Origin of the sequence: Legionella sp. (assembly GCF_047605385.1) — a bacterium.
Classification (GTDB): Bacteria; Pseudomonadota; Gammaproteobacteria; order Legionellales; family Legionellaceae; genus Legionella.
In genome coordinates, this window is the sequence record NZ_JASGFU010000009.1 from 22,781 (window position 1) to 49,576 (window position 26,796).

A 26,796-nucleotide genomic window follows, 5' to 3' on the forward strand; every position below is an offset into this window, starting at 1 on the left:
TACTGGATATATCTGTATAATTAAGATACAATATTTCTTAAAATAGTTTTAATGGTAAAATATTTTTATATGATTAGCGAAAATTATTTTGATCGAGCGAGCGGTGTTTTCTTTGCCGCCGGTTTTACTCTGTCAAAGCTAAAATATCTTCCTTTTGCTGCCTTATCTGCCACATTTGGATTTATCCCGAATGGCCTATATTTAGCAGGTTATACTTTTTGGTTTCTCTCAAATTACTTCAAACCAGGTCATGAAAAACTAAAAGATCATTGGTATGGCTTTGCAAAAATCAAAGAACAATTTCTTCTTTCATCATTCCTTGGTTTTATCGCTACTGCATTAAGCATCGCAGCAGTTTTTGAACCGCTCATATTTATTCCTGCAATCTGTTTTTTTGTTATAGGGAATGCATTTTGGACTATTGGTGAATACCATAAATTAAATAATCCTCCCTTTAATGACGAGAACTTTTCCTATGCCCGTCAAAAATCTTACTACTTGTACTCATTAGGTATGACCGGCATCAGCTTAGTTACCGCAATGACAGCAATATTTACGATTGCATTTCCTCCAGCCACATTATCTATTACTGTTTTTTCACTCTTATGTTGTGGAGGAATAGGTTTATATGCCTGCGAAAAATGGCTCAACGCAACTTTTGGTGATCATAAACCAAGCAGCGGTCCTAGCAGCCATGGAATTATGAGTAAAAAATTAGGGGTATACATTGCTAATGAACCTACACATATGCTTGAGCCACAGCATAATAATGGATTATTTAAAGAACCTATCTGCACAAAATCTGCGATTCCTACAATAAATAGCGAGTCATCATCACGTATCAGCACCTCAAGTGATTCTGACTTATCTCATCGAATATAATAGTAATAACAAGGATTCTAGTTTACAATCCATCTCTTTTTATAGTAACTAGCGAAGAGATTTAAATGGATTCAATAATCGCGAATATGATTCCTAAAGCACATAGTCTATTGGCTAATTCATATGCACCCTACTCTAGGTTTAATGTCGCTTGCTGTATTGAGTCAGAAGCAGGTAATTTTTACACCGGTGTCAATATCGAAAATAGTTCTTATGGGTTAACAGTATGTGCAGAAACCTCTGCTATTTCAGCAATGGTTACTGCCGGCGAATGTCGTATCAAAAATATAGTCATATTAGCGGGAACAAATAAACTATGCTCACCATGCGGCGCCTGCAGACAAAGAATACATGAGTTCGCGATCTCTGGAACAATGGTGCATTTGTGCAATAAAGATTCCATCTTACACAGCCTTTCGATTAAAGAGCTGTTGCCGCTAGCCTTTGATTTTGACGTTAAACCCTAACCAGGATAATTTGTATGACGAATACTACAATAAGGCAGAGTGCTCCCCATTTAGCTGCAAACTACATAAAAAAACTACATCCTTCTTTTAATCCAGCAGTAGGTATTGTTTTAGGTTCTGGATTAGGTCAATTTGCTGACGAATTACAAGATTCTGTACATATTAGCTACGAAAACTTGCCAGGATTTCCTAAAGTTACTGTGCAAGGACATGGTGGTAATTTAATATTAGGCTACTTAAATAATATAGGTGTTGTTTGTTTGCAAGGCAGAGCGCATACCTATGAAGGCTTAGAAAATTATGAAACCGTAAAAACCTATGTTAGAACCTTAAAATTATTGGGATGTACTCAATTTATTGCTACCAATGCGTCTGGTTCATTAAGGGAAGATATAGGGCCTGGTGAATTAATGTTAATCTCAGATCATATTAACTTACAACCGAGTAATCCATTGATTGGACCTAATGACGATGAATTTGGCCCAAGATTTTATCCTATCGATAATGCTTACAATAAAACAATGCGTCAGCGACTACTGCATATCGCGGATAAAAACGCAATAAAACTAACTGAAGGTATATATATTTCTGTGTTAGGTCCTCATTATGAAACTGCTGCAGAAATCAAAGCATTTAAAATCTGGGGAGCGGATGCTGTAGGAATGTCTACTGTTCCTGAGGTTTTAGTAGCAAACCACTGTGGTCTGCAGGTTGCAGTAATTGCCATGATTACTAATTATGCAACCGGTTTAACTAAAACCGCACACAGCCATGATTCAGTAGTTACTACCGCAGAAAATGCCGCGCAAAAATTAAATCGCATTCTTAAAGAATACATTACAGGATTAAAGTGAGTACTAGCTCCTCTTTGCATCGAGTATTAGAAACACTGCTTAACAGTGAACCAATGCCCATGGTTACTGCTGAGCAGTTGATACAGTGCATCGATCTAACTTTGTTGGATGAACAAGCAACAGAAAAAGAGTTAAAACAATTAAAGCAGGATGCCAACCATAATCAAGTAGCTGCAATTTGTGTCTACACTCAGCAACTTGTTGAGTTTCACGATTTAAAAGATATCCAATTAGCTACGGTAATTAATTTTCCTCATGGAAATGAAGATCTCACCGCATCATTAACGGCCATAGAGCAAGCTCTGTTGCTTAAAGCAACAGAGCTCGATTATGTACTTCCCTATTCCCTTTATCTTGCAGGAAATCAACAAAAAGCCTTAAATCACTGCCAAATGATAAGTGAATTATGTAAACAACATCATGTGACATTAAAAATTATTTTAGAAACTGGCGTATTTACACAAATAGAAACAATTTATGAAGTCAGTACACAATTAATCGAGCTAGGTTGTGATTTCTTAAAAACCTCAACAGGTAAAATTCCTCAAGGTGCTTCTTTAAATGCTGCTTTTGCCATTTTAAGTGCGATTAATGATACTCAAAACATCTGTGGCCTTAAAGTATCAGGAGGCATAAGAACTCCAAAACAAGCATTGCAATATGCCCGATTGGCAGAATTAATAACTCAAAAAACAATTGATAAACATTGGTTTCGTATTGGTGCAAGCAGTTTGTTGCAAGGATTATTAAACAAAAACAAATTCTCTAATGCGCTTTACAGCTAAAATCGTATAAAAGCTCTTGCATAGTCTTATTTTATTGTTATCGAAGATAAATTCTAATTCAGTTTCATTTTTTATGGCCATTTTTAATCCTTTTAAACACTATTTAGATTAAATATTGCCATTTATGCTCAATTTTTATACTTTCCCATTATATTTTCATACCTCTTCTGTTTCAGTCGATAGTTCATGGGATAAATCTAAACTCCTAGCCCTTTCATCTGTATAGTAATCGGTAGATCCATAGGTGAATTTATTTCTCTTCCCTCTTTGCCTCCATGGCTAAAGTGCCAATACTCTTCATCATAAGTATGAAAACCAAATTTTACCATGGCTTCTGACAAAATCTTTCGATTTTCATGGGCTTCTTTTCCGATCATCTCAGGTGTTGCTGTTACGTGAGAATTCACATCCATATAATCATAACAAGATCCCATGGGTACTTTTTTACCTGTTTTACAATCAATTAAGACAAGATCAACCGTGTTACCATAGCAATGACCTGAATCTTCAGCAACATAGCCAAGTTCAAAAAATTTACTTTTTTCAACATTAGGATAATGTTTTGCTTTTCGCTGTAATTCATAGTCATTTTTTGGTTCTTGTGTAGACCAAAACATAAAGTGCTTAACCGCACGTTTGGGTCTATAAGCATCGTAAATCAATAAGCCATAACCGTATGTTTCCAGTAGATAGTTTTGTACTTTACATAAACTTTTTGCCGATATAGGACTCATCATAGCAAAATCAATAGCCTGTGGATCATAACCATCGATAACTTCGCCAACAAAATTTTTACATGTTGCATATTTTAATTTTGCTTTTATAGGTTGCTTACACAATTTTGCGCTCAAAGCGATAACATCTTTTAACATCATCATTCTCCACATAAAATCTAAAGTTTAATAACTATTAGTTGTACCTTAATGCTTTGGTTAATATATGTTTTGGAACTAAGGATAGAACAGAACCTTATTGTATAAAATATGAACATTCATTATAATTGCACATATTATTTGAAATTTTCGCAGGCGTTAATTCAAAATAACGACGAATTATTTGAACATTATACTTTATAAAGTGAGCAAAGATGAAAACAATAAATAACTATTTCATTATTCTTTTAATACTTTTAATTATCCCTTTAATGAGTAAATCTGAAACAGTAAATGATATTACCCAATTAAATCCCATAATAGTAAATCAAATTGCTATTCCTCAATCTATAGAAGAAATAAGTCAATTAATTGCCAATCATAATGGTCCTATATCGATTGGAGGTGGCCAATATAGTCAAGGGGGTCAAATTGCCACCGAGAATTGTCTTTTTCTTGATATGCGAAAATTAAATAAAATTATTAAATTAGATAAGCAAAAAAAACAAATTACTGTAGAGGCTGGTATAACATGGAGAAAAATTCAAGAAGCCATTGATTCACAAGGACTTTCTCTTAAAATAATGCAATCTTTTTCTAATTTTACTGTCGGCGGATCTCTTAGTGTTAATGCTCATGGTCGGTATGTCAATGAAGGGGCCATCATTCGTTCCGTTGAATCTATAAAAATAGTCCTGGCTGATGGCACTATTATAGAAGCCAATCCCACCCAAAACTCCGATGTATTTTTTGGTGCAATCGGCGGGTATGGTGGGTTAGGCGTAATTGTTGAGGCTACCTTAAATTTAGATATTAATACTCCTGTAATTCGCTTTGCTGACAAGATGAATATCAACACTTATAAGGACTATTTTTTTCAACATATCCGCTATTCAAAAGATGCTATCTTCCATAACGCAGATTTATATCCACCTGATTATCAACACGTTACTGCAGTCACTTGGAGCAAAACTGACAAATTGGTTACTATCCATGAACGATTAGCTCCGCAAAATAGACCTACTTTATATCAAGAATATCTTTTAAATTGGATTGCCTCTAGCCAGAGTGGAAAATACTTCAGACAATACATTTATGACTGGTATAAAAATTTAGGTGAAGTGATTGAGTGGCGTAATTACGAAGCGAGTTATGATGTGAATAGTATAGAACCAACTTCACGTAAGAAATCAACCTATGTGCTACAAGAATATTTTATACCCATTGAAAATTTTGATTCATTCGTTAACACAATGAGAAGCATTCTAAAGAAGAATCAAGTCAATGTAATAAATATTTCCATTCGTCATGCCTTACCTGATCCTGACTCCTATTTAGGATGGGCGAGGACAGAAGTGTTTTCTTTTGTAATCTACTACAAACAAGGTGTCACTGAGATCGATAAGCAAAAAGTCAAAATGTGGACTAGTCAGCTCATCGATGCGGCTCTAGATGAAAGGGGAACTTACTATCTTCCCTATCAGATTTTAGCATCTAACAAACAATTTCTAACTGCTTATCCACGAGCAGGAGAGTTTTTTAAATTGAAAAATCAGATTGATCCTACTTACAAATTTAGAAACAAGTTTTTTGACTTGTATTTTGAGGCATTCTTAAAAAATTAAATATAGAAAGACCCTAATCTCTATGCTCTTTATTTTTTATAAACTCATTAAGTGATAAATCATTAAGGGTATGCCTAATGTACTCTAACTTCTGTCTTGCTTCGGTCTGAGTAAAAAAACCTTCAGCTTTGCCCGTAGTATAGTAGCTATAAGCTAATTTTGGCAGTAAGGCCAAAAGCCCTACACCGGTTAATGCGATTAAAATATTAGGCACTACTTTTTTGTCTTGGCTATGATACTCTGCGTCATATTTATCTAAGCGGGCATTTAAATTGTCTTTAAAATATACTAAAGCACCGGAAAAAGCAGGCAATGTAAGTTTAGTTGAGTTTGTATCACGAATAAATAATTGCAGTTCTTCATCTAATTCTTGAGATAAATGACTCATAGCCAATACTTCATGATGTGACAGCTTACTATCCTTTTTATATTTATCTTTTTCTGATGCTAACTCCTGACTATATTTTTTTATTGCCGCAACAGCCTGTTTTAACTTTTTTATTTGCTTATTTTGATTTAAATCAGTCAATGGCAACCATTCTTGCGAACCAAAAGAAGCAAACTGCAGAGGAAAATCAGCTTCAGGATTCTTAATTGCAATGTACTTTCCCCCTACTTTAGGCCATAACCATCGAAGATCTGTATTATTTTGATCCTCATGATATTCATAAAGTTCTATAGGGCACACCGAAATAATATCTGATGTTTGAAATACACATCCTTTGGCCAAACAAAAATAAGGAGCAGTCCTGCCCTCATCTTCTGAATAAATATCACGTTCGCAATAGCGCTCGTTGGAAAGCTGATGAGGTAAAATAGAGACCTCTGCAATTACTGCAAATTGCAATTGCACATGTAACTCATAGATACGCTCTGCTTCAGCTACAGTAATTCCTACTAATAGAGGAGATAGTTTACTTTTATTAGTGAGTACTTGTGCCAATCGTTCATAATTAAAAACCTCTTGAAAATTAACAGCATCTGTTAAACGCTCCATTTTAAGCACTGTGTCGACAATCTCTTCAGAATTTTTACCTTCCTCAAGAAAGACAGGAATATAAATTACATTAATCTCCTCACCTAAAGAAATTTCTTCAGGCTTAGGAAAATCCAGTAAGAAATGATTGTTAATAAAAAAATAGTGAAGTTTTTCTGGGCCATTCACTTTTTTCCAGGCAATTTTTAAATCTTCAAGGTAAATTTTATTATCCACAGAGGGAGTATCGGCAATTGCAGCAGAAAAAGATTGCACCTTGCTTAAGTATGCTCGTTCTACTTCTGCAAAGTTATCTGTTCGAACAATATTTAGAAGGCCATAAATATCGTTAGTCATAAGCACAGTACACCATAACAGCCATTCATAATCAAATTATAGACAATAAATATGCGGAGAACTTCTTGTCCTGGCCATGGAAAAAAGCTTAGAATGAATTGACTTTAAGTAATGCACCCCTATTGGATATGAATCTATGAGCCAGTCCTCAAAACTATCTTTACTCACAAATAATCGCAATTTCAGATTACTCTACATGGGGCAATTTATTTCTTTTGTTGGCACTATGATTAGCAGTGTTGCTTTACCTTATCAAATCTATCAACTGACACAATCAACCTTCATGGTGGGCTTGCTCAGTTTGGTACAATTATTACCACTACTCATTACTGCTTTGATTGGTGGCGTTTTTGCGGATCGTTATAACCGTCGTTTATTATTAATTATTAGTGAATTATTATTAACTTGCGGTTGCGCCTTGCTCGCCTTTAACGCATCTCATCATAATGCATCACTCACACTGATTTTTATAACCTCAGCAGCTATGTCGGCAATTACAGGCTTACACCGCCCTGCCTATGACAGCATTACGCAGCAAATAGTCAATGCACAAGATTATAAAAGCGTTGGTGCTCTTGTTTCATTCAAGTACAGTTTTTGCATGATCATTGCCCCTGCTTTAGCGGGAATCTTGATTGCCCATTTTGGTGTGATGATTACCTTTATCGTCGATTTAGGAACCTTTTTTCTTTCATTAATCACCCTAATGATCATAGAGCATATTCCAAAACCAAAGGCACATGAGCATCCATCTATTCTTGACTCACTCAAACAAGGAGTGAATTTTGCATTCAGTCGTCAGGAGTTAATCGGCAGCTATTTAGTGGATTTTTTTGCCATGATCTTTGCAATGCCCAATGCTTTATTTCCAGCTATAGCCCATTCACTAGGAGGAGCAAAAACTTTAGGATTGCTTTATGCAGCACCTGCTGTTGGTTCTCTTTTTATTTCTTGCTTTAGCGAATGGACGAGCAACATTACTCATGATGGTAGAGCAATTGCTGTGGCTGCTGCTTTATGGGGTGCTGCAGTGGTAGGTTTTGGCTTGTCCAGCTCGTTATGGTTACTCTTGTTTTTCTTGGCACTTGCAGGTGCATTTGATGCAATTAGTGGAATATTCCGTGTTACCTTATGGAATAATACCATTCCAATTGAACTACGTGGCCGCTTAGCAGGAATTGAAATGATTAGTTATTTAAGTGGCCCCAAATTAGGTGATACAAGGGCAGGATTTATAGCAGCGCATTTCGGTATTGGTTCAGCATTAATTTCAGGTGGAACCTTGTGTATTCTTGGGGTTACTATTTGTTGTTTGGCACTGCCGAAGTTTTGGAATTATCAATCAAAACTTCAGTAGTCCGGCAGGAATGAAGTAGATCATAGCGTTCATCATAAGCTTTATTTGAGACATCAAATAAAGATAAAACTGTTGAAAACAAATAATCATGCGAAATCGTATTATTTTGCTTTTCCTGCAAACAACGCTTTTGTAATTTCAACTGCTGCGACAAACCAGAAGACACCCAAAAGATCATTGGAATCTTTTTTTGTTCATCCGGAGCTATAAAATAAGGTAAACCATGTAAAAACAGGCCATGCTCTCCCAACGACTCACCATGATCAGAAAGATAGATTAAAGCTGTATCATGTGTACGGATCGTACTCAATTCATCAATAGCACGACCAAGGATACTGTCTGTGTATAAAAGAGCATTATCATAAGTATTCACAATCGTATCTTGCGAGCAGCTTGCCAAATCTGCCGTATCACAAGTAGGCTGCCAACGTTTAAATTGTTCTGGATAACGTTCATAATATGCAGGGCCATGATTGCCTAACATATGTAAAACAATGAGTTGATCACCCGATTTTGCCTCAATCTTTTCCTTTAAATGATTAATCAAAACCTCATCAAAACACTGATTATCTTTACATTGATTTTTACGGTTTAAGCGCTCATGAGGAAGGCCATAACAAATCCCTTTACATCCTGATTGATTATCTAGCCATAATACCGAAATCTTCGCGCGATTCAACAGATGCAAAAGCGTTTCCGTTTGATTAATTTTTTGCTCGTTATAATCATGAAAACCGTAAGATGAAAACATACAGGGTAGTGAAATCGCCGTAGCCGTACCGCAACTACTCACATCTTTAAAATTAATGAGTTGGTGCTTTGCCAATTCAGGTGTGGTTTGACGACTGTAGCCATTTAGTCCCCAGTCTACAGCCCGCACCGTTTCGCCAATGACTAAAACAATCGCTCTCGGTTTGCTATTTACTGGACGCAAATCTTGATATACCTTTCCCAACATCGTTTTATGATACAAGGTTCTATCATAATGATTTTTCCAAAGAGATTTGATTGAAGAAGAAAAAATATTTAAAGGTGTAATCAGATAAACGATTTCTTTGTGCTCTCGTTGTCTTGGCGCCAAATCATTGAAAACAGCCCAGACACCAGTGAAAAACAAAACTAATGATAAAAAGATAGCACTTAATCGCCCCGACCAATATGAAGTCAAACTACGTTTATAAATGCGCATATTCCATATGAACCAGGCAGGAATTAACCCTAAAAAGAAAAAATAAGGAAAAATACGCCATTGAAGTAGTTCCTTGCTCTCATGATAATCAGTACTAAATACATTGGTCATCATTGTAGAGTCAATATAGATGTGAAACACATTGATGAAATACACCGCAATTGAGGTAATCAAAAATAAGCAAATCATCACACCTCTAAATGTCCAACGATTAATAACCAGCAATAACAAAAACCATTGCATGCCAGTAAGTACCATTCCTGTGCATAAAATAACTAACCAAGAATGCAGGGTCATAAGTTCTCGTCCCTGCAAAAGCTCAGCCCAAAATGCAGTATTGCATGTCATAGTCAAGAAAAGACTGCTTAAAAATGTAATGACCTCACTAGACCAGTAGGTGGTGCGAAAAAACCTAAATACAATCATTCTCCTCAAATTTTGCGCATAGTTTACAATTTTTTTAAAGATATGACGACAATTTTTTCTCGTAAGCCACCAGAAAAAAAGGAGTTTAAATTTTACTGGCATTAATTCAGGTTGGATATTTAAACCACACTGGCATCACTTTATTGAGATATGCCATAAACTTCCATAAGCCAACCTGATCTTCAACATTACCAAATGGATCTGTTTTTTGTTCTGGATAAGCAATACCTAAACCAAATAATCCAGGACCAATGATACCTACATGTGGATTATGGTGAGTATCTTCATAATCACCAATAACGATGTTGTTCCGCTTTTGAAAACCAACGGCATAGATTACTTGATCACACTCCGGTAAGAAACGAGCGATATTCGGCTCTGAAGTATTATAGCGCATCAGATTATTAGGCAATACACCATCAATATATTCGTGCGCCCAAGCAGCAGTTTGTCCTTTTAAACCTGTATTATCAAAAAGAATCCAATCACCCATCTCAATTGCATAACGGCAAGGAGAGCGATAAAAATTAATTACTTTTTTAACTCCTAGCTCCACTAAATAACGCACAATGATAATGGCAGAGTGTGAAGAACCAAAAACTCCATAGGTATAATTATGATTAATTACTTCAGAAAGTTTTTCCTTATCGATAGCAATTTCAAAAGGAATCACATTTTGACCAGGATAATTCAGCGATGAAGGCAAGGCACCAGTAGCTAAAATAACATTTTTTGCAGGAAAATGTTTATCTTCAGCAATTAAGATCCAGTGGCGATCGGATAAAAACATATGTGTAACGCTGCTTTTCACCACGCAAACTTTTTGCTGCAATTGCTCAGAAACCCACTGTAATGGCTCAACAATATAACTCAAAGTACAAGTTTCGTATGCGGGTAAATGATTAAGTGCAAAATCCTTGGGTGCGTCTTTATAGTTGAATGCATGTACTGCCATTAAAAAATCACTAAATAATTTGACCTTGGTATTACTTGATACATTGCCCCATAAACGTCCTAAGTCGCCAACACCAAAATAAGGGTCAATCCATAAAATATGCTTTGGAAGAATACCTGCATCTAATAATTTTCCCACTGCGGCAATACCTGCTGGACCAGCTCCGACTACTGCCCATTCATAATTATTCTTATTCATAAGTACTCAATCATCTAGGTTACGGTTTGCACGGTTATGACAAGACGGAGCATATAACCACCATAATACCAAATTCCTTGCTTCTAAAATATAACTCATCGAAAAAGATCATTTTTACTCTTTATTCATCTATAATAAATAGAAATTCACTTCTGTAAATTTAGCATTTAGGCTGTCTTTAAATGCAGCATCTTATCAAATACTGTTGATCAACCATCAGTTATGCTAACATCTCTTCACCAATAATTTAGGATTTACACATGGCCGTCACTATAAAAACACCTGAAGAAATAGAAAAAATGCGTGTTGCTGGTAAACTTGCTGGAGAGGTTCTAGAAATGATAGAGCCGTATGTGCAAGAAGGTGTCAGTACTGAAAAGCTAGATACCATTTGTCATGATTATATCGTCAATGTACAAAAAGCTATTCCTGCCCCCTTAAACTATAATGGTTTCCCTAAATCGATCTGTACGTCAGTAAATCACGTTGTCTGCCATGGTATTCCAGGTAAAAAAACATTGAAAAATGGGGATATTATCAATATTGACATCACCGTCATTAAAGATAGCTATCATGGGGATACCAGTAAAATGTTTATGATTGGCACGCCTACAGTCAAGGGTAAACATGTAGTGCAAGTTGCTCATGATTGTTTATTCATTGGTATTGACATGGTAAAACCTGGCGTACAATTAGGTGATATTGGATATGCCATTGCGCAGCATGCAGAAAAAAATCGCTGCTCTGTGGTTCGTGATTATTGCGGTCATGGCATTGGTCGTGTGTTCCATGAAGATCCACAAGTACTGCATTATGGGGTTCCTGGCACTGGCATGAAATTAGAGCCAGGCATGACGTTCACTATTGAACCGATGGTCAATATCGGCAAATACCATACGCGATTGTTACCTGATCAGTGGACAGTAGTTACTAAAGATCATAGCCTCTCTGCACAATGGGAACATACTTTATTAGTTACTGATAACGGTGTAGAAATTTTGACTCTACGCGATGAAGAACGATAACCAATTCACCAAAGGGATGATAAAGCAGTTTAAAGAAAAACTGCGGCAAGAATTTGATCAAAAAACCAACATTAGTCACATCATACATCAGCTTGTGGCCTTTATTGATGAGCAAGTCATTAAACTCTTCATGAAAAACAAGCTGGACCAAGGAGATAATTTTTGTCTTATTGCCTTGGGAAGTTATGGACGACGCGAACTTCTACTTTATTCAGATATTGATTTATTACTCCTTCACACTCAAAATATCTCACAAGAAAAATTACAAAGTGCACAAACGTTTATTCAGGATTGTTGGGACATTGGCTTGGAAATTAGCCATCAAATCACTACAGTGTCTTCTTGTGCCACCCTCGCCAGTCAAAATGTGTCGGTAATTTCCAGCATTATGGACATGCATCTACTTTGTGGTCGTAGCGCCCTGATGGAAGAATTACACTATCAAACGTACCCTCTACACATGTGGACCAGTAAAGATTATTTTATCGCCAAATTACAAGAGCAAAAAAAGCGCGATATAAAATACGGTGAGACAGCATATAATCTTGAACCTAATGTCAAATACGGCCAAGGGGGCTTACGTGATTTACAAATTTTGCTCAGTATTGGCAAACGTCACTTTGGCATCAAAAAACTGGCTGATGGTATTAATTATGGCTTTATTACTGATAAAGAATACGAAAAACTCATGCATTGTCAAAATTTTCTCTGGCGGGTACGCTTTGCTCTACATTGTTTAGCAGAAAAAGCAGAAGAGCGACTTTCTTTTGCCTACCAAATCAAACTCGCTCAATTTTTTGGTTATCAAGATAAACCATACTCATTAGCCATTGAACAATTCATGAAAGATTATTTTAAGATAATTAAAAGTAATCGTGAACTTAATGAAATGTTACTCCAATGGTTTGATGAAACCATTGCACAATCTCCCAAACAACAAATTGTGCGTTTAGATAATGAATTTCAATTATCCAATGCCTATATTGAAGTGCGAAATACGCGGGTATTTCGCCAACATCCACAAGCCTTGATTAAATTATTTTTATGGATTGCCAGACGCTCTGATATTGAAGGAGTACGTGCCAATACTATCCGTCTGATTAGAGAATCTCTCTACCTCATCAATAAACGTTTTAAAAACGCTTGTGAAACAACAACATTGTTTATGGAATTACTAAAAACCCAACAAAGCCCTTACGAAGCCTTACAATACATGAACCGTTACGGGGTCTTGGCGCATTATATTGAATGCTTTGCTCAAGTCACAGGTCAAATGCAATATGATCTATTTCATGTATTTACTGTGGACCAGCATACTTTATTTGTTATCCGTAATATAGCACGCTTCCAGCAAGAGCCATTCTCACAACAATTTCTTTTATGCGCACAAATCATGCATACATTGAAAAAACCAGAAATTCTCTATCTAAGTGCCTTATTTCATGATATTGCCAAAGGTCGTGGCGGAGATCATTCTGAATTAGGAGCTATTGAAGCAGAACATTTTGCCCATGACCATCATTTAGATAAAGAAGAGACTGATTTACTCATTTGGCTGGTACGGCATCATTTACTCATGTCGCAAACCGCACAGCGGCAAGACATTTATGATCCCAACACCATAAAAAATTTCTGTCAACTTTTACCTGCTCCTCACTATTTGGATTATCTGTATTTGCTTACGGTAGCAGATATTTGCGGCACCAATCCACATTTATGGAATGCCTGGAAAGATTCTCTGCTCAAAGAGTTATATCGTGCCACTAAGCATGTATTGCATAAAGAACAGGAGTTAATGGATGAAAAAGCCTTAATCGAAAACAAGAAAGATGATGCTTTGTTGATTTTAAAAGCAGAACCGATTGCTGCTGCTACCATTAAAGCACTTTGGGATCAATTTAAAGATCGCTATTTTCTGCATGAATCCCCAGAAGTAATTGCCAGACATACTAAAGCTATTATTAACTGTACACAATTTCCATTAATCATGATTATGCCGCATCATAGCCAAGGAGGAACAGAAATATTCATCTACATGCCCCATCAAGACACGCGCTTTATGATCACCACAGCCGTGTTAAATAATCATCATGTAACCATTCAAGAAGCAATGATTCTTACGAGCAATAATCAGTTTGATTTGGACACTTACATTATTTTGAATGAGCAAAACCAAGCATTTTTTGATCAAAAACGCTCCACGGACATTCAGCATGCACTGATAAAACATCTGACGCAAAAAACCATCCCTGAAATTTCACAAAAACGCCGCTCACGAGCTTTAGCTCATTTTAATGTACTCACACAAATCAACTATCAGGACGACTTGCTTAATAACCAGACTCGTTTATTTTTAATCACTAGTGACCGTCCAGGATTATTAGCCACAATTAGCAGAGTATTTTTGAGTTTAAATATTCATTTGCATAATGCCAAAATCGTTACTGCGGGTGAACGTGCTGAAGATATGTTTTATATTACTAATTCACAAAATAAAATGCTTAGTAATGAAGAAAAAGAATTATTACGCCAGAAATTAATTCAGCAACTCTCTTAATAAATTGCTCTACACAGGTTACATTTTTTATCATGTACAGAGCAGAAAGCCACTGCAATCTATTAGAAATTAGAACGAGGCCCGTGATTATAAATTGGCTCATCAATTTTCTTTACCCACTCATTCATTTCTTTTAAAAGTTTTATTGGATAAATATCAAGAAGTTCCACGTGCGTAATATCATATTTATTTCGCGTAATTAAGAGACTAATTAAATTCATTGCCTCTACCTCAAGACTATAACCACCACGATATCTCCATGTTGCTATTTGAGTAGAATTGTCAATAACAATAAGTTTATTTTCCATTAAAGTATTTACCTGACTTTCAGTTAAGTAAGGGACTAAAGCGGTTAATGCCTTTAAATAGGCAAGATGAACTTCAGCATCAAACGAAGTTGGAATATCAGATACCATTTTAAAAACTTTTTCACGTTCTGAAGTATCTAAATAAGGTTCCAGTAAACACAAAATTTCAGTGACTCTTTTATAATTAAAAGAATCTACAACACATAACTCTATATGATTTTTAAAAAGACTTTGATTTTGCTCCGGCATAAAATAAGGAATAAATTTTTTTAATATATAAAGAAAATCGGAATTAGAAATCATATTTACGTGTTCTGTTAAATAAGCAAAAATCTTGTTGTAAGTGATATTAATTTCTTGTGAATTAAATTTAGGTAAAAAACTGCCAATGCAATATAAAGCCATTCGAAAGGTGACCGGATCTTTGTCGAACCTATCCAAAAAATATTCAACATCGATATCAACTGGAGTATCAAAATTCCATAACAACAATAATACATCCTGAACTTCCAAAGAATCGGTTATAGAATCAGTTAACTTATCATCCACTAATCTTTTGTTTTTTTTAAAGAAATTGACTATAAATTCTGAAAAATTCAGTTGGCAAATAATGTGAAGCTGTGTCCAAAGTTTAGAAATTTCAGAAAGTTCATCTATACGAAAAGTCATCTTGGGTAACATAGACTTAATTTTATCTAGAGTTTTCTTTGCTCGTTCAGGTTCAATATATGGCAGAAGAAGCTGTAGTCTAGGAACGTAACGGAGCAAACTTTGTTTTTCTAAATTTAAATGATGACTGTTGTAATAAACATCTCTTATAGTTTTAGTTTCAGGTTCTGCAGATAATTTTAAAAGAACATCATAATATTCAAGAGCGAGACTAGAAGGACTACCAAGTTCTTCCATTAAATGCTCATAGATTATAGATTTTTGAGCGTCACTAAGCTTACTGAGATCATTTCCAGCTAATAAGCTTAATTTTAGATATTTCTTATTACGAAGGAATGCTTGGTCTTGAATACTTTGAATTTTAGATTGAGGTAAGCCTGCAATTGCAATTTTAATATGCTCATAATGATCTAATTCTTCAAAGTCAATTTCATTTCGCTCTAATTGAATAGAGCTCTGTGCTGCTAAAAAATAAATTCCATTAATTCTATCTGATATATCCAATGTAGGATTATTTATCCATTCTCGAGGGGGGTTAATAAGTTTTTTTGGAGTATTGTGTCGTATTATTTTTGCAATTAATTGTGCTTGATAGAAGACCGCTTCCTTTGATGAGCGTGAAAATAAAGTTCTAATAGCCCGTTGATTAAATTCCTTATTAACATAGCTAATTTTCATTAATGCATCATTACTTAAATAGGAAAATCCTGTCTCTGGAAAAAAAGTCATGTTTACCTCAAAGCGTGTCTTCTTAAAAACCACTACGTCGTCGTTCTTTAAAAAAATCAGATAACAAATGAGCACATTCGGCTTGCATCATGCCCTCATCAATTTGGATCTTATGATTTAAAGGATAACCTTGTAATAAATTATATACTGAGCCCGCTGCTCCAGTTTTAAAATCCCGAGTAGCAAAAACTAGGCGTTGTATACGTGCGTGAACAATGAGTCCAGCACACATAGGGCACGGTTCAAGAGTAGCATACAGTGTGGTATCTAACAAACGGTGATTTTTTAATGATTGTGCCGCCTGTCTAATGACACGTACTTCAGCATGCTCTGAAGGATCTTGGTTCTTCTCTATGGCATTTCTGGCACTGGCTAATAATTGATTGTCCTTACTTACAAGCACAGCGCCAACAGGCACCTCTCCTTCGCTTTGCGCGAAAAGAGCCTGTTCGTACGCTTTTTGCATCCAATAGTGATCATTCATTATTCCCACTCAATAGTTGCAGGTGGTTTTCCCGATATATCATAAGTCACACGTGAAACGCCTTTCACTTCGTTGATAATACGATTAGACACTAATCCCAAAAATTCCCAAGGTAAATGTGACCAATGCGCCGTCATAAAATCAATAGTTTCAACTGCACGTAAACAAATTACATATTCATATTTACGGCCATCGCCCATGACCCCCACACTTTTAACAGGTAAAAATACGGCAAAAGCCTGACTTATTTTATGATAAATTCCAGCCTTATGTAATTCTTCAATAAAAATAGCATCGGCTTTACGTAAAATATCGGCATATTCTTTTTTAACTTCCGCTAAAATACGCACTCCTAAACCCGGGCCAGGAAATGGATGACGGTAAACCATGTCATGAGGTAAGCCCAATTCAAGGCCAATCTTACGCACTTCATCCTTAAATAATTCGCGAATTGGTTCTAAAAGTTTTAACTTTAATGTTTCTGGTAATCCACCAACGTTATGATGTGATTTAATCACTACTGAAGCACCATTGGTACTGGTTGCCGCAGACTCAATAACATCAGGATAAATAGTTCCTTGTGCAAGCCAGGAAACTCCTGCAATTCTATGAGCCTCTTCATCAAATACATCAATAAAAGTACGACCAATAATTTTTCTTTTTTCTTCTGGGCAACTAATACCTGCTAATGCCTGCAAAAATTTTTCTTCTGCATTAACAGCAATGACATTAAGTCCCATATGCTGCGCAAACATATTCATTACTTCGTCTGCTTCATTAAGACGCAATAAACCTGTGTCCACAAAGACACAAACTAATTGCTCACCAATAGCTTTATGCAATAAAGCAGCCACTACTGAAGAGTCAACACCACCAGATAAGCCAAGCAAGACCTTTTCCTGACCAACTTGTTTCCTAATAGTATGCATTGCCTCATCAATGATGAGCTCAGAAGTCCAATCAGTTGCTGCGTTACAAATATCAACCACAAAACGTTGTAAAATACGTTGACCTTGTAAGGTATGCGTTACCTCGGGGTGAAATTGCAAGCCATACATATGACGACGTTCATCGGCCATACCGGCAATTGGAGCATTTTGAGTTTCACAAATTACGCTAAAACCAGGAGGTAATTGCGTTACTTTATCACCATGACTCATCCATACATCCAGTAAGGCTTCACCATTGGCAGTAGTACGATCTTCAATTTGCATCAAGAGTTGGCTATGTTCATGCAATTTTAATTCCGCATAACCAAATTCACGCACAGCAGAAGATTGAACTTCCCCTCCCAATTGTACTGCCATAGTTTGCATACCATAGCAAATACCCAATACAGGTATACCTATAGAAAAAATCCATTCTGGTGCACGTGGATCCGCATGATGCGTGACTGTTGCAGGACCACCCGATAAAATCACACCACAAGGCTGTAATTGGATGAATTGTACTTTATCAATATCATGAGGATGAATTTCACAATACACTCCTAACTCTCGCACCCGCCGTGCAATTAATTGCGTGTATTGCGAACCAAAATCAAGAATAAGTACAGGATGTTGTTTTAAATCATTCATTAATTGTCTACCTGATAATTCGGAGCTTGTTTGGTAATGCTGACGTCATGAACATGTGACTCACGCATTCCCGCATTAGTAACGTGTACGAATTCAGTTTTGGTATGTAATTGTTCGATGGTTTCGCATCCCGTATATCCCATACACGAACGCAAACCGCCAAGAATCTGGTGAATAATGTTTTGTACTAAACCTTTATAAGGCACGCGTCCTTCAATGCCTTCAGGAACCAATTTTTCAGAGCCTTGTGAAACATCCTGAAAATAGCGATCACTTGAACCCTGAGCTGAAGCCATAGCACCTATAGAGCCCATACCACGATAATTCTTATAAGTAGTACCTTGATATAATTCAATTTCACCAGGGGACTCTTCCGTTCCAGCAAACATACTACCTAACATGACGGTATCAGCTCCAGCAGCCAAAGCTTTACACACATCTCCTGAAAAACGAATTCCACCATCTGCAATGAGTGGGATTTTACCTTTTAATGCGTGAGCTACATTAGCAATTGCGCTAATTTGTGGTACTCCTACTCCGGTAACAATCCGAGTGGTGCAAATCGACCCAGGACCAATACCTACTTTAACCGCATCGGCTCCTGCCTTGTATAAATCAAGCGCGGCAGTAGCAGTTGCAATATTCCCACCAATTACTTGCACCTCGGAAAAATGTTTTTTAATCCATTTTACCCGATCAATTACTCCTTGTGAGTGACCATGCGCAGTATCAACAACAATTACATCAACTCCTGCATCGACTAATGCAGAAATACGTTCATCAGTCCCCTCACCTACACCTACTGCAGCTCCAACACGTAGTTGTTCCGCATCGTCTTTACATGCGTATGGATTTTCTTTAGCTTTTTGAATGTCTTTAACCGTGATCAAACCACGTAACTCAAACAATTTATTAACCACCAATAATTTTTCAATACGATGCTTATGCAACAAACTACGAATTTCTTCACGGCTTGCCCCTTCCATTACGGTGACTAAACGCTCTTTAGGCGTCATTACTTGGGCAACAGGCAAGGATAAATTAGTTTCAAAACGAATATCGCGACTGGTAACAATACCTACAAGGTTTGTCCCCTCAACCACAGGAACCCCCGAAAAATTATGATTTTTCATCACATCCAGTAATTCTTTCACAGTAATATCAGGAGTTACCGTTACTGGATCTTTAACCATACCACTCTCAAATTTCTTCACCTTACGCACTGCATCTGCTTGCGCGGAAATGGTCATGTTTTTATGAATAATACCGATACCACCTTCTTGCGCCAACGCAATGGCTAAACGTGCTTCAGTCACCGTATCCATTGCTGCAGAGACTAAAGGCATATTCAAATTAATTGTTCTTGTTAATTTAGTTTTTAAGGACACATCTTTAGGAAGAATTAAAGAATGTGCAGGAACAAGAAGAACATCATCAAACGTTAATGATTGCTGCACAATATTTAGAGGCATTTTAATCTCATTAAAGTAGTTAAATTAACCAAATAGTATACCACAAACGCTATGTAAGTATAAGTTATTTAAATGGAGGATTTGTAAAAAATAAGAGGGCTTGGTAAATTTCGACTTTTTCAACCACTGAAGGTAAGAAAATAATCAGGATGTTACTAGCACCCATAGTTGAAATTTTCTTTAACATTAATGATTTCTATAAGATCTGTTCAAATACAAAGAGCTCTTGCTAACGAAATTGCAAGCATATACTATACTCAAAATGATTTGCTATTCCACTGCGGCAGGAGTTTGTTTAGTGATAGCTCAAACAAACGAATCATTCATCGATTTATCCCCACGAGATTCCCACTCAGCTTGCGGTGTGGGATTATTGGTTCATTTTTCCCCAAAAGGCGGCTTTATCTCCTCACACTCCCTGGTTGAAGAAGGGCTTAAAATTTTAGCTGGATTGAGTTATCGCGCAGGATATAACCTTGCAACGCAAGAAAGTGACGGTTCAGGAATTCGTTTATATGGATTGCCCACGCAATTTTTTAATAAATTACTAAAGCGTAGAGAGTTTATTGGTAACGAATTACCTTCCCATTTAATTCTTAAAGAAAAACATTATGCTCTAGGGCAATTTTTCATGCCTAAAGAATCTGAACAACAAGCAAAAGTACTTATAGAGTCTTGTGCGCAAATACTAGGATTAAAAATCATTGCCTGGCGTTCCTTGGAAAAGGCAATGAACTGTTCTGTTTTATCCGCAAGCGCTCAAGCAAAAAAACCTGCCATTTGGCAAGCAATTATTTTGACGGCAACAACTAAACCCAAACTGCTTCAAGAATCCAAACTCATCGAATTAAGTCAAAACATCTATAATCAAGAGCATAAAGAACAAACTTCTCTACAAATAGTAAGCTTAAGCAGTGAAAAAATTGTTTATAAAGGAATGATTCCTGCCCCTTTATTTAGTGAAGTATATCAAGACTTACAAGATCATGATTTTTGTGCCTACGCTTGTGACCATCATACCCGTTTTGCTACTAATACCAGTTGTCAATGGTCCAATGCCCAACCTTGTCCTTATTTTATTTCCCATAATGGTGAATTGAACTCAGCCTTAAGTAATGCACACCAGATGGCTCATGAATTACATGCCTATGGTTCTAACGGTATTTATCCGAATAATAAACTTTCAGACTCCATGCAATTTGATATCGATGTAGCAAATCAAATAATGCTTAAACAAATTCCTTTAGAAGAAGCAATCATTCGCCTAATGGCTCCGGATATTGAGGAATATCCTGCCGAAATCAAAGCCATGTTGCGTTATTGGTCTTTAGAGCGTACTCCTTATAATGGACCAGCATTTATGGTTGCAGGAGCTTCTGGCTATTTCATTGCCAAATTAGACAATATGGGACTTCGCCCATCTCGTTGGGCTTTAGTTGAAGATGAGCAAGGGAATAGGCACTTACACTGCGCTTCTGATGATTTTATTGATCAACAGCAAGTCATACAAAAAGGACATCTTGAACCCGGAGGGATGTTAATGCTCACACCTCAAGGGGAATTGTTACAAACCCGGGAAATTTTGCAAAGGATTGCAAAGAGATACCACCAAAACACTCCAAATTATTTCCAAGAACAATTTCAAAAAAAGATGCTGCATTTTGCCAATGAGGAGTTACGTTTGCCACTGGAAGATTACCTGCAAACACCTACAGGCCCAACATTACAGCGGATTTTATATGCCTCTGGTTGGGATTTTGAGGCAGAAGATCAGGTCGTGCGCTTTATGGCAGAAAATGGTTATGAGCGCACTGGAGCCATGGGAGATGATACTAATGTATTGTATACTTATTCCATGCCACCACATTGCTCCTATTTTTTCCATCAACTTTTTGCTCAGGTCTCTGCACCACCTTTGGATTCAATTAAAGAACGTGAACGTTTTTCCCTTAAAATCTTTATTGGCGGCAATTTACATCCAACAATTAATACACCATTTATAGAGCTTGATTCCCCAATTTTAAAAATTGCTCAACTAAAGCATCTGGAACAATGTCCGATTCATTCGCAAGTTATTGATCTTAGTTTTGATGCCACGCAATTAACACAAGCGCTACCTGGAATATTACAGCAAGTTGCCAAAGCAGTTCATCAAAAGCAAATCACCCTTTTAATATTGAGTGATAAAAATGCTGGGGCAAAACGAGCAGCACTCCCAGACTTAATCGCTGTGGCTGCTGTAAGGAAATATCTTGAAAAGCATCATCTTGATTTTAACGTTTCTATTGTCATTGATTCATACCAAATTCATGGCCCCCACCAGGCCTCTACTTTATTAGCTCTTGGTGCTAAAGCCTTATACCCACGTGGTGCTTATGCCAAGATCAAAGAACTCTTTCCTAAAGATATTGAGTTCTATTGTGAAAATTACCGTGAAGCCTTACAAAAATGCTTGTTAAAAACTATGGGTAAAATGGGTATTACTGATGTCAATAATTACATTAATAGCTCACTAGTTGGCGCTTTAGGTTTAGATTTAAGCCATACGGAACAAAAACCACATAATCATCTCTCTTTATCGAACATTTTTGCCAAAATTTATTCCCCCTTAAAAGGAATTGGTTTAGAACAAATTATGGAAGCGGCTTTAATCCGATACCAACAAGCTCATAATACCCAGCATGAATTTGCGCTCTTGCCTCGATCGGGTTATTACATGCCAGAAAAAGAAGGAATCAAACATGGATTTGGTCCGGCAATTATCAATGCGTTTACAGTGTGGATGAATGAAGAAAATGTACGCGCTACCTTATATCAAATATACCTTCTGTTGCATGCCAAAGGCTATTCGGATTTTATTACTGACCCACATGCTTATTCAGCAGAACAAGGCTTTCTTGATCCACGCTTTAAGAATGCGGAGGGCTTTTATCCTGTTGATTATTTAGCTTGTTTTAAACCTTCAGCCGCCTTTAAAAAATTATCGCAAATTGCGGAAAATTATCGCCGCGAAAATCCTACTACATTACGCGATTATTTTATAATTAAGTCAGATCGCCAGACACTCAATGACCTTTCTCAGTTACAAAGTACAGAAGAAATTCGCAATTTGCTCTATTCCGGAAGCATGAGTCAAGGAGCATTAACAGTTGCAGATCCAAAAACGCCACATCGGTTAGGAGCTCACGAAACACTGACCCGAGGGATCAATGCTGTAGGTGCTAAATCAGCTTCAGGTGAAGGGGGTGAAGCATTACAAGATCTACGTCAATCCATCAGTTCAACACGCAGCAAGCAATTTGCTTCCGGTCGCTTTGGCGTTAGTGCAGAACAAATGCTGCATGCAGAAGAAATTGAAATCAAAATTGCCCAAGGAGCAAAACCAGGTGAAGGGGGTGAATTACCTGGCAACAAAGTATCCATCCGTTTTGCCGCACAACGGGGTGGAATGCCTCACCTTGGTTTTATTAGCCCACCACCACACCATGATATTTATTCCATTGAAGATTTAGCGCAACTAATCTATGACATTAAAACAGTAAATCCCAAAGTTAAAGTCGCAGTAAAATTAGTAGCTTCCCAAGGAATAGGTGCTATTGCAGTAGGTGTTGCCAAAGCTGGTGCTGATGTCATTAATATTGCAGCAAACTCCGGTGGAACTGGAGCAGCACAACAATCCAGCATCAAACACGCGGGATTTCCTGGAGAGTTAGGATTGGCTGAAGTTGATAGAGCCTTACGGCAACTACAATTAAGAGACTTTGTGCAATTACGAGTAAGCGGTGGCTTTAAAACTGCCGAAGATATATTGATTGCAGCCATCTTGGGTGCCGATCTTTTTGAAGTAGGTAGCACGGCCATGCTCACTCTAGGATGTAAGATGCAACGTACCTGCAATCTCAGTTGCCAGCCTGGTGTAGCCACTGATGGCCATTTATTTAAAGGCGATCAAATCAATACCGAACGTTATTTTGTGAATTTAGCCGCAGCAATTCAGGAGCGTTTAATAGAACTGGGTTATCAAAACCTTCATGAATTACGAAGTCGAACTGATCTATTACACTTAATTACTCCCAAATTACGTGCTTTTTATGATTTTTCGGCAATTCTTGATCGCGGCAATTTACCCCCACTACTTACAAAACAAAAAAAAGCACAAGTTTGGCATGCTCGACAGCAGACTTTAACACGTAACAAAGAAGATGAGTTACTCAAATCAATCCAAAGCAAACTTCAACATCAAGTAAAAGACATTGATTGCGCTCCTATTCATTTATGCCCACAAGATCGCTGTTTCGGGGCACGTATTGTCGGCGCAACATTGGATTATTTGCAAAATAATCCTAACTGTAAAATCACCATCAATACCACAGGAAACGCAGGGCAAAGTTATGGCTTTGTTAATACTCTAATCCTAAAACATGTGGGTACCGTCCAAGATGGCTGTGCCAAAAGCATGACCAGTGGTGAATTGATCCTGTGCTCTGCCTCAATGCAAAGCAATACTCATACCATTGCCGGCAATGCGATTCTATACGGTGCCAGTGGAGGGAAAGCCTATATTAATGGCAGGGTCGGTCATCGGTTTGCGATTTTATTAAAAGGTGCAGAAGTAGTAGTTGAAGAAGTCGGTGACTTTGCCTTTGAGTATATGACTTCAGGTACTGCTCTGCTTTTAGGTAAAGCCGGCAGAGGATTAGGGACAGGAGCATTGGGGGGAATTATTTTTGCCTACGATCGCGATAACAGTTTAAACACTTCAACATTTGTACGCATTGTCACTTCACAAGAACGACTTCCTTATCAACAGGCCATTCAAGCTTTATTGAATGAACATAAGGAAAAAACCCACTCAACTTTAGCAGCAAAAATTAGCAAACACTTCAACCTGAATGATTTTAAAGTATTGATTCCTGTTGAAATGGATAAAATTACCCACTGGCATCAGATACTCGACATCATACAAACCTACCGCCTACGTAATGCGCTTTTAACCCGAGGGATGGAAGTGTGGTTAACACAAAAAATACTGAATACGCCATCTGCAAGCAAAACTGAGCTGCAGGAATTTTACGAATTAATAAAGGATGAAACATCGCTCATTTTTTCTCCTGAAACCAAAGAATTATTACAGAAAGTACATTCTCATTCCTCTGGTATTGAATACAGAATTCCCTTAATTGCTTTAAAACGAACACTTGAACCTAAACCGATTAATCCTATAAGGGAACGCTTAAAAGATATTTGTGGTGTGCCCGATCACCAAATTTTACATCCTTTAAGAAATATACAAGCCTATGTGCACGAACTAGCACAAAACGCCCAAGGATGTTCAGGATGCCGCTCTCAGTCGTGTGCTGGTGATGAAAAAATAAATAGTGGCTGCCCCAGTGGTAAAGGGATCAATACAATTAATAACCTTCTGAAAAAAATAGGAACTATTAATGAGGCAGATATCCTAAGTACAAGCCAATGGAATTATTTACGTCAAGCTTTTGCGGTGCAAATTCATGAGTCACCTTTTATTGCTTACACAGGTGCCGCCTGCCCAGCTCCTTGTCAAGATGCATGTACCGAAACAATTCCCAACCTCAACGCCGCTGTTGCCCAGCGTGAAGATAAACTTATTGGTGAACATGTGCACATAAAAGATATTGAATATGATCTTTATCTCATAGGACGCGCTTTAAGATGGTTTGATGGTAAAAAAAACTGGGATAAAGCTGAAATAGCTCATGTTTTTGGTGGTGATCTTCATAAGAAAGAACTTTATGAACAAGTGATGCAGCAATTTAAGCCTCCTTTTGCAATTCCTGCTCCAAAACAACGCATTAATAAAGAATTAATCATTATTGGTTCAGGCCCCGCAGGCATGCAAATGGCTTATAAAGCATTGCTAGATGGTGTGCAGGTGCGCATGTATGAACAATCCGATAAACCAGGAGGATTATTGGCAGATGGAATACCTGCACATAAATTCGATAAACAATATCTGAATGAAGATTTTCAATATTTACAGGCTATGGGATTGGAATTACATCTCAATAGCAAAGTAATCTATAATGAGCAAAATGGTGATTATCTCATAAACGCTAGCAAACAAATTATTGCCAATAGTCACAATGAACATCAATTTATTGCCTTATGTATTGGTTCAGGAAAACCTAAATTCTTCTCGGAGTCAGTTATTACTGAATTGAATGAACAAGGACGACAAAAACTAATTCAAGCGACTGATTTTCTTCGTGCAGCAAATATGATTGCGAAACTCTTGAATAAAAATCCCGCAATTAGTAATAACGATAAAGAGGCGTTAATCCAAAAACATCTGGGAATAATGGATCCGCGTAATAAAAAAATTGTGGTAGTTGGTGGTGGCGATACAGCCCAAGACGTCATCCGTTGGCTCACTCGTTATTTCAACCAAGAACAAAATCATTTAAATGAACTTAATATATTAGTAAGAGGCTATCAACACAGCCAACGCGGCATTATGGATGCCTATCCTATGCCGTCACTCGCTCCTACTGATGAGAATCTATTAAAAAAAACAGAAATTGAATTGGTGCATGGCACTGAATATTTTTTAGTAGAACCAGTAAAAATTAATACTCATCGTAATACTGACAAATTGACTTTACAGATGAAGCAATCGCGATTTAAATACGCGGAGCAGATCCTTAAAGATTCCACATTATCTTCACTTTTTGATGTATTGCCACGCGAGCATAAACCTGTAGATCCAAATCAGATCGAACTTCTTCAGATTGATGAGGTAGATCTAATCATTTGTGCTTTAGGTTTTGAAAATACAGATAAAATTCCTATAGTAAGTGCCATTGAGCGCTATCAACTAAAAAATGTTTATCGTGCGGGTGATGCTGCCGGTACAAGAATTATTGTTGCAGCACAAAATAATGCCAATAAAATTTACAGTTTGATTCGCTCTGCAATGGGCATTTCCGGTAAAAGCTCATCCACCACACAGGCTGTTCTTTATAAAGCACCTTTCAATGAATAAAACGGATAATA

17 protein-coding genes are annotated in these 26,796 nt (G+C 37.0%); 9 read left to right on the plus strand and 8 right to left on the minus strand.

The annotated features are described in order from the left end of the window. Positions 1-69: 69 nt before the first annotated feature. From QM652_RS03610 to deoC, 4 genes are all read left to right on the plus strand, one after another. The gene (locus QM652_RS03610) at positions 70-882 is read left to right on the plus strand and encodes a hypothetical protein (RefSeq protein WP_415072965.1); all 813 of its coding nucleotides are present in this window, start codon (positions 70-72) and stop codon (positions 880-882) included. Between the two features lie 65 nt (positions 883-947). Then, a complete protein-coding gene (cdd, locus tag QM652_RS03615; RefSeq protein WP_415072967.1) occupies positions 948-1,349 on the plus strand; it encodes a cytidine deaminase in 402 nt (133 codons plus the stop codon). Positions 1,350-1,363: 14 nt separating this feature from the next. Continuing rightward, positions 1,364-2,203, plus strand: a complete 840-nt coding sequence (locus tag QM652_RS03620; protein WP_415072969.1) for a purine-nucleoside phosphorylase — start codon at positions 1,364-1,366, stop codon at positions 2,201-2,203. Beyond that, positions 2,200-2,988, plus strand: coding sequence for a deoxyribose-phosphate aldolase (gene deoC / locus QM652_RS03625; protein ID WP_415072971.1), 789 nt, complete (start codon positions 2,200-2,202; stop codon positions 2,986-2,988). Before QM652_RS03620 ends, deoC begins: the two co-directional genes overlap by 4 nt. A gap of 197 nt (positions 2,989-3,185) precedes the next feature. On the opposite strand, the gene QM652_RS03630 is transcribed toward deoC, so the two are convergent. Beyond that, on the minus strand, positions 3,186-3,860 hold the full coding sequence (locus QM652_RS03630) for a M15 family metallopeptidase (protein ID WP_415072973.1): 675 nt from the start codon (positions 3,858-3,860) through the stop codon (positions 3,186-3,188). A 215-nt stretch (positions 3,861-4,075) separates the two neighbouring features. Between QM652_RS03630 and QM652_RS03635 the strand changes: the two genes are divergently transcribed. Beyond that, positions 4,076-5,485: an FAD-binding oxidoreductase gene (locus QM652_RS03635; protein ID WP_415072975.1), complete on the plus strand. Its 1,410-nt coding sequence runs from the start codon at positions 4,076-4,078 to the stop codon at positions 5,483-5,485. 13 nt (positions 5,486-5,498) lie between these two features. Here QM652_RS03635 and QM652_RS03640 read toward each other — a convergent pair whose 3' ends face one another. Beyond that, entirely contained in the window at positions 5,499-6,818 is a 1,320-nt protein-coding gene (locus QM652_RS03640) for a hypothetical protein (RefSeq protein ID WP_415072977.1), read from the minus strand. Positions 6,819-6,954: 136 nt separating this feature from the next. Here QM652_RS03640 and QM652_RS03645 point away from each other — a divergent pair, with 136 nt between their 5' ends. Beyond that, positions 6,955-8,175, plus strand: a complete 1,221-nt coding sequence (locus QM652_RS03645) for an MFS transporter (protein WP_415072979.1) — start codon at positions 6,955-6,957, stop codon at positions 8,173-8,175. On the opposite strand, the gene QM652_RS03650 is transcribed toward QM652_RS03645, so the two are convergent. After that, positions 8,120-9,790, minus strand: a complete 1,671-nt coding sequence (locus QM652_RS03650) for a phosphoethanolamine transferase (RefSeq protein ID WP_415072981.1) — start codon at positions 9,788-9,790, stop codon at positions 8,120-8,122. The genes QM652_RS03645 and QM652_RS03650 overlap by 56 nt on opposite strands. A gap of 106 nt (positions 9,791-9,896) precedes the next feature. Further along, positions 9,897-10,943, minus strand: coding sequence for an FAD-dependent oxidoreductase (locus QM652_RS03655; protein ID WP_415072983.1), 1,047 nt, complete (start codon positions 10,941-10,943; stop codon positions 9,897-9,899). A 260-nt stretch (positions 10,944-11,203) separates the two neighbouring features. Here QM652_RS03655 and map point away from each other — a divergent pair, with 260 nt between their 5' ends. Both map and glnD read left to right on the plus strand, forming a co-directional pair. After that, positions 11,204-11,968 carry a type I methionyl aminopeptidase gene (map, locus tag QM652_RS03660; RefSeq protein WP_415072985.1) on the plus strand — a complete coding sequence of 255 codons (765 nt, stop codon included), beginning with the start codon at positions 11,204-11,206 and terminating at the stop codon, positions 11,966-11,968. Then, on the plus strand, positions 11,955-14,525 hold the full coding sequence (gene glnD, locus QM652_RS03665) for a [protein-PII] uridylyltransferase (protein ID WP_415072987.1): 2,571 nt from the start codon (positions 11,955-11,957) through the stop codon (positions 14,523-14,525). The genes map and glnD overlap by 14 nt, the downstream gene beginning before the upstream one ends. Positions 14,526-14,587: 62 nt before the next feature. On the opposite strand, the gene QM652_RS03670 is transcribed toward glnD, so the two are convergent. The 4 genes from QM652_RS03670 to guaB are packed head-to-tail and all read right to left on the minus strand — an operon-like array spanning position 14,588 to position 19,764. Further along, the gene (locus QM652_RS03670; RefSeq protein WP_415072989.1) at positions 14,588-16,231 is read right to left on the minus strand and encodes a hypothetical protein; all 1,644 of its coding nucleotides are present in this window, start codon (positions 16,229-16,231) and stop codon (positions 14,588-14,590) included. Positions 16,232-16,253: 22 nt separating this feature from the next. After that, complete coding sequence (gene tadA, locus QM652_RS03675) at positions 16,254-16,715, minus strand: tRNA adenosine(34) deaminase TadA (protein WP_415072991.1); 462 nt, start codon at positions 16,713-16,715, stop codon at positions 16,254-16,256. Further along, positions 16,715-18,292: a glutamine-hydrolyzing GMP synthase gene (gene guaA, locus QM652_RS03680; protein ID WP_415072993.1), complete on the minus strand. Its 1,578-nt coding sequence runs from the start codon at positions 18,290-18,292 to the stop codon at positions 16,715-16,717. The genes tadA and guaA overlap by 1 nt, the downstream gene beginning before the upstream one ends. Further along, a complete protein-coding gene (gene guaB, locus QM652_RS03685; protein WP_415072995.1) occupies positions 18,292-19,764 on the minus strand; it encodes an IMP dehydrogenase in 1,473 nt (490 codons plus the stop codon). Before guaB ends, guaA begins: the two co-directional genes overlap by 1 nt. A gap of 298 nt (positions 19,765-20,062) precedes the next feature. Here guaB and QM652_RS03690 point away from each other — a divergent pair, with 298 nt between their 5' ends. Then, positions 20,063-26,785, plus strand: coding sequence for a glutamate synthase-related protein (locus QM652_RS03690; protein ID WP_415072997.1), 6,723 nt, complete (start codon positions 20,063-20,065; stop codon positions 26,783-26,785). Positions 26,786-26,796 lie beyond the last annotated feature (11 nt).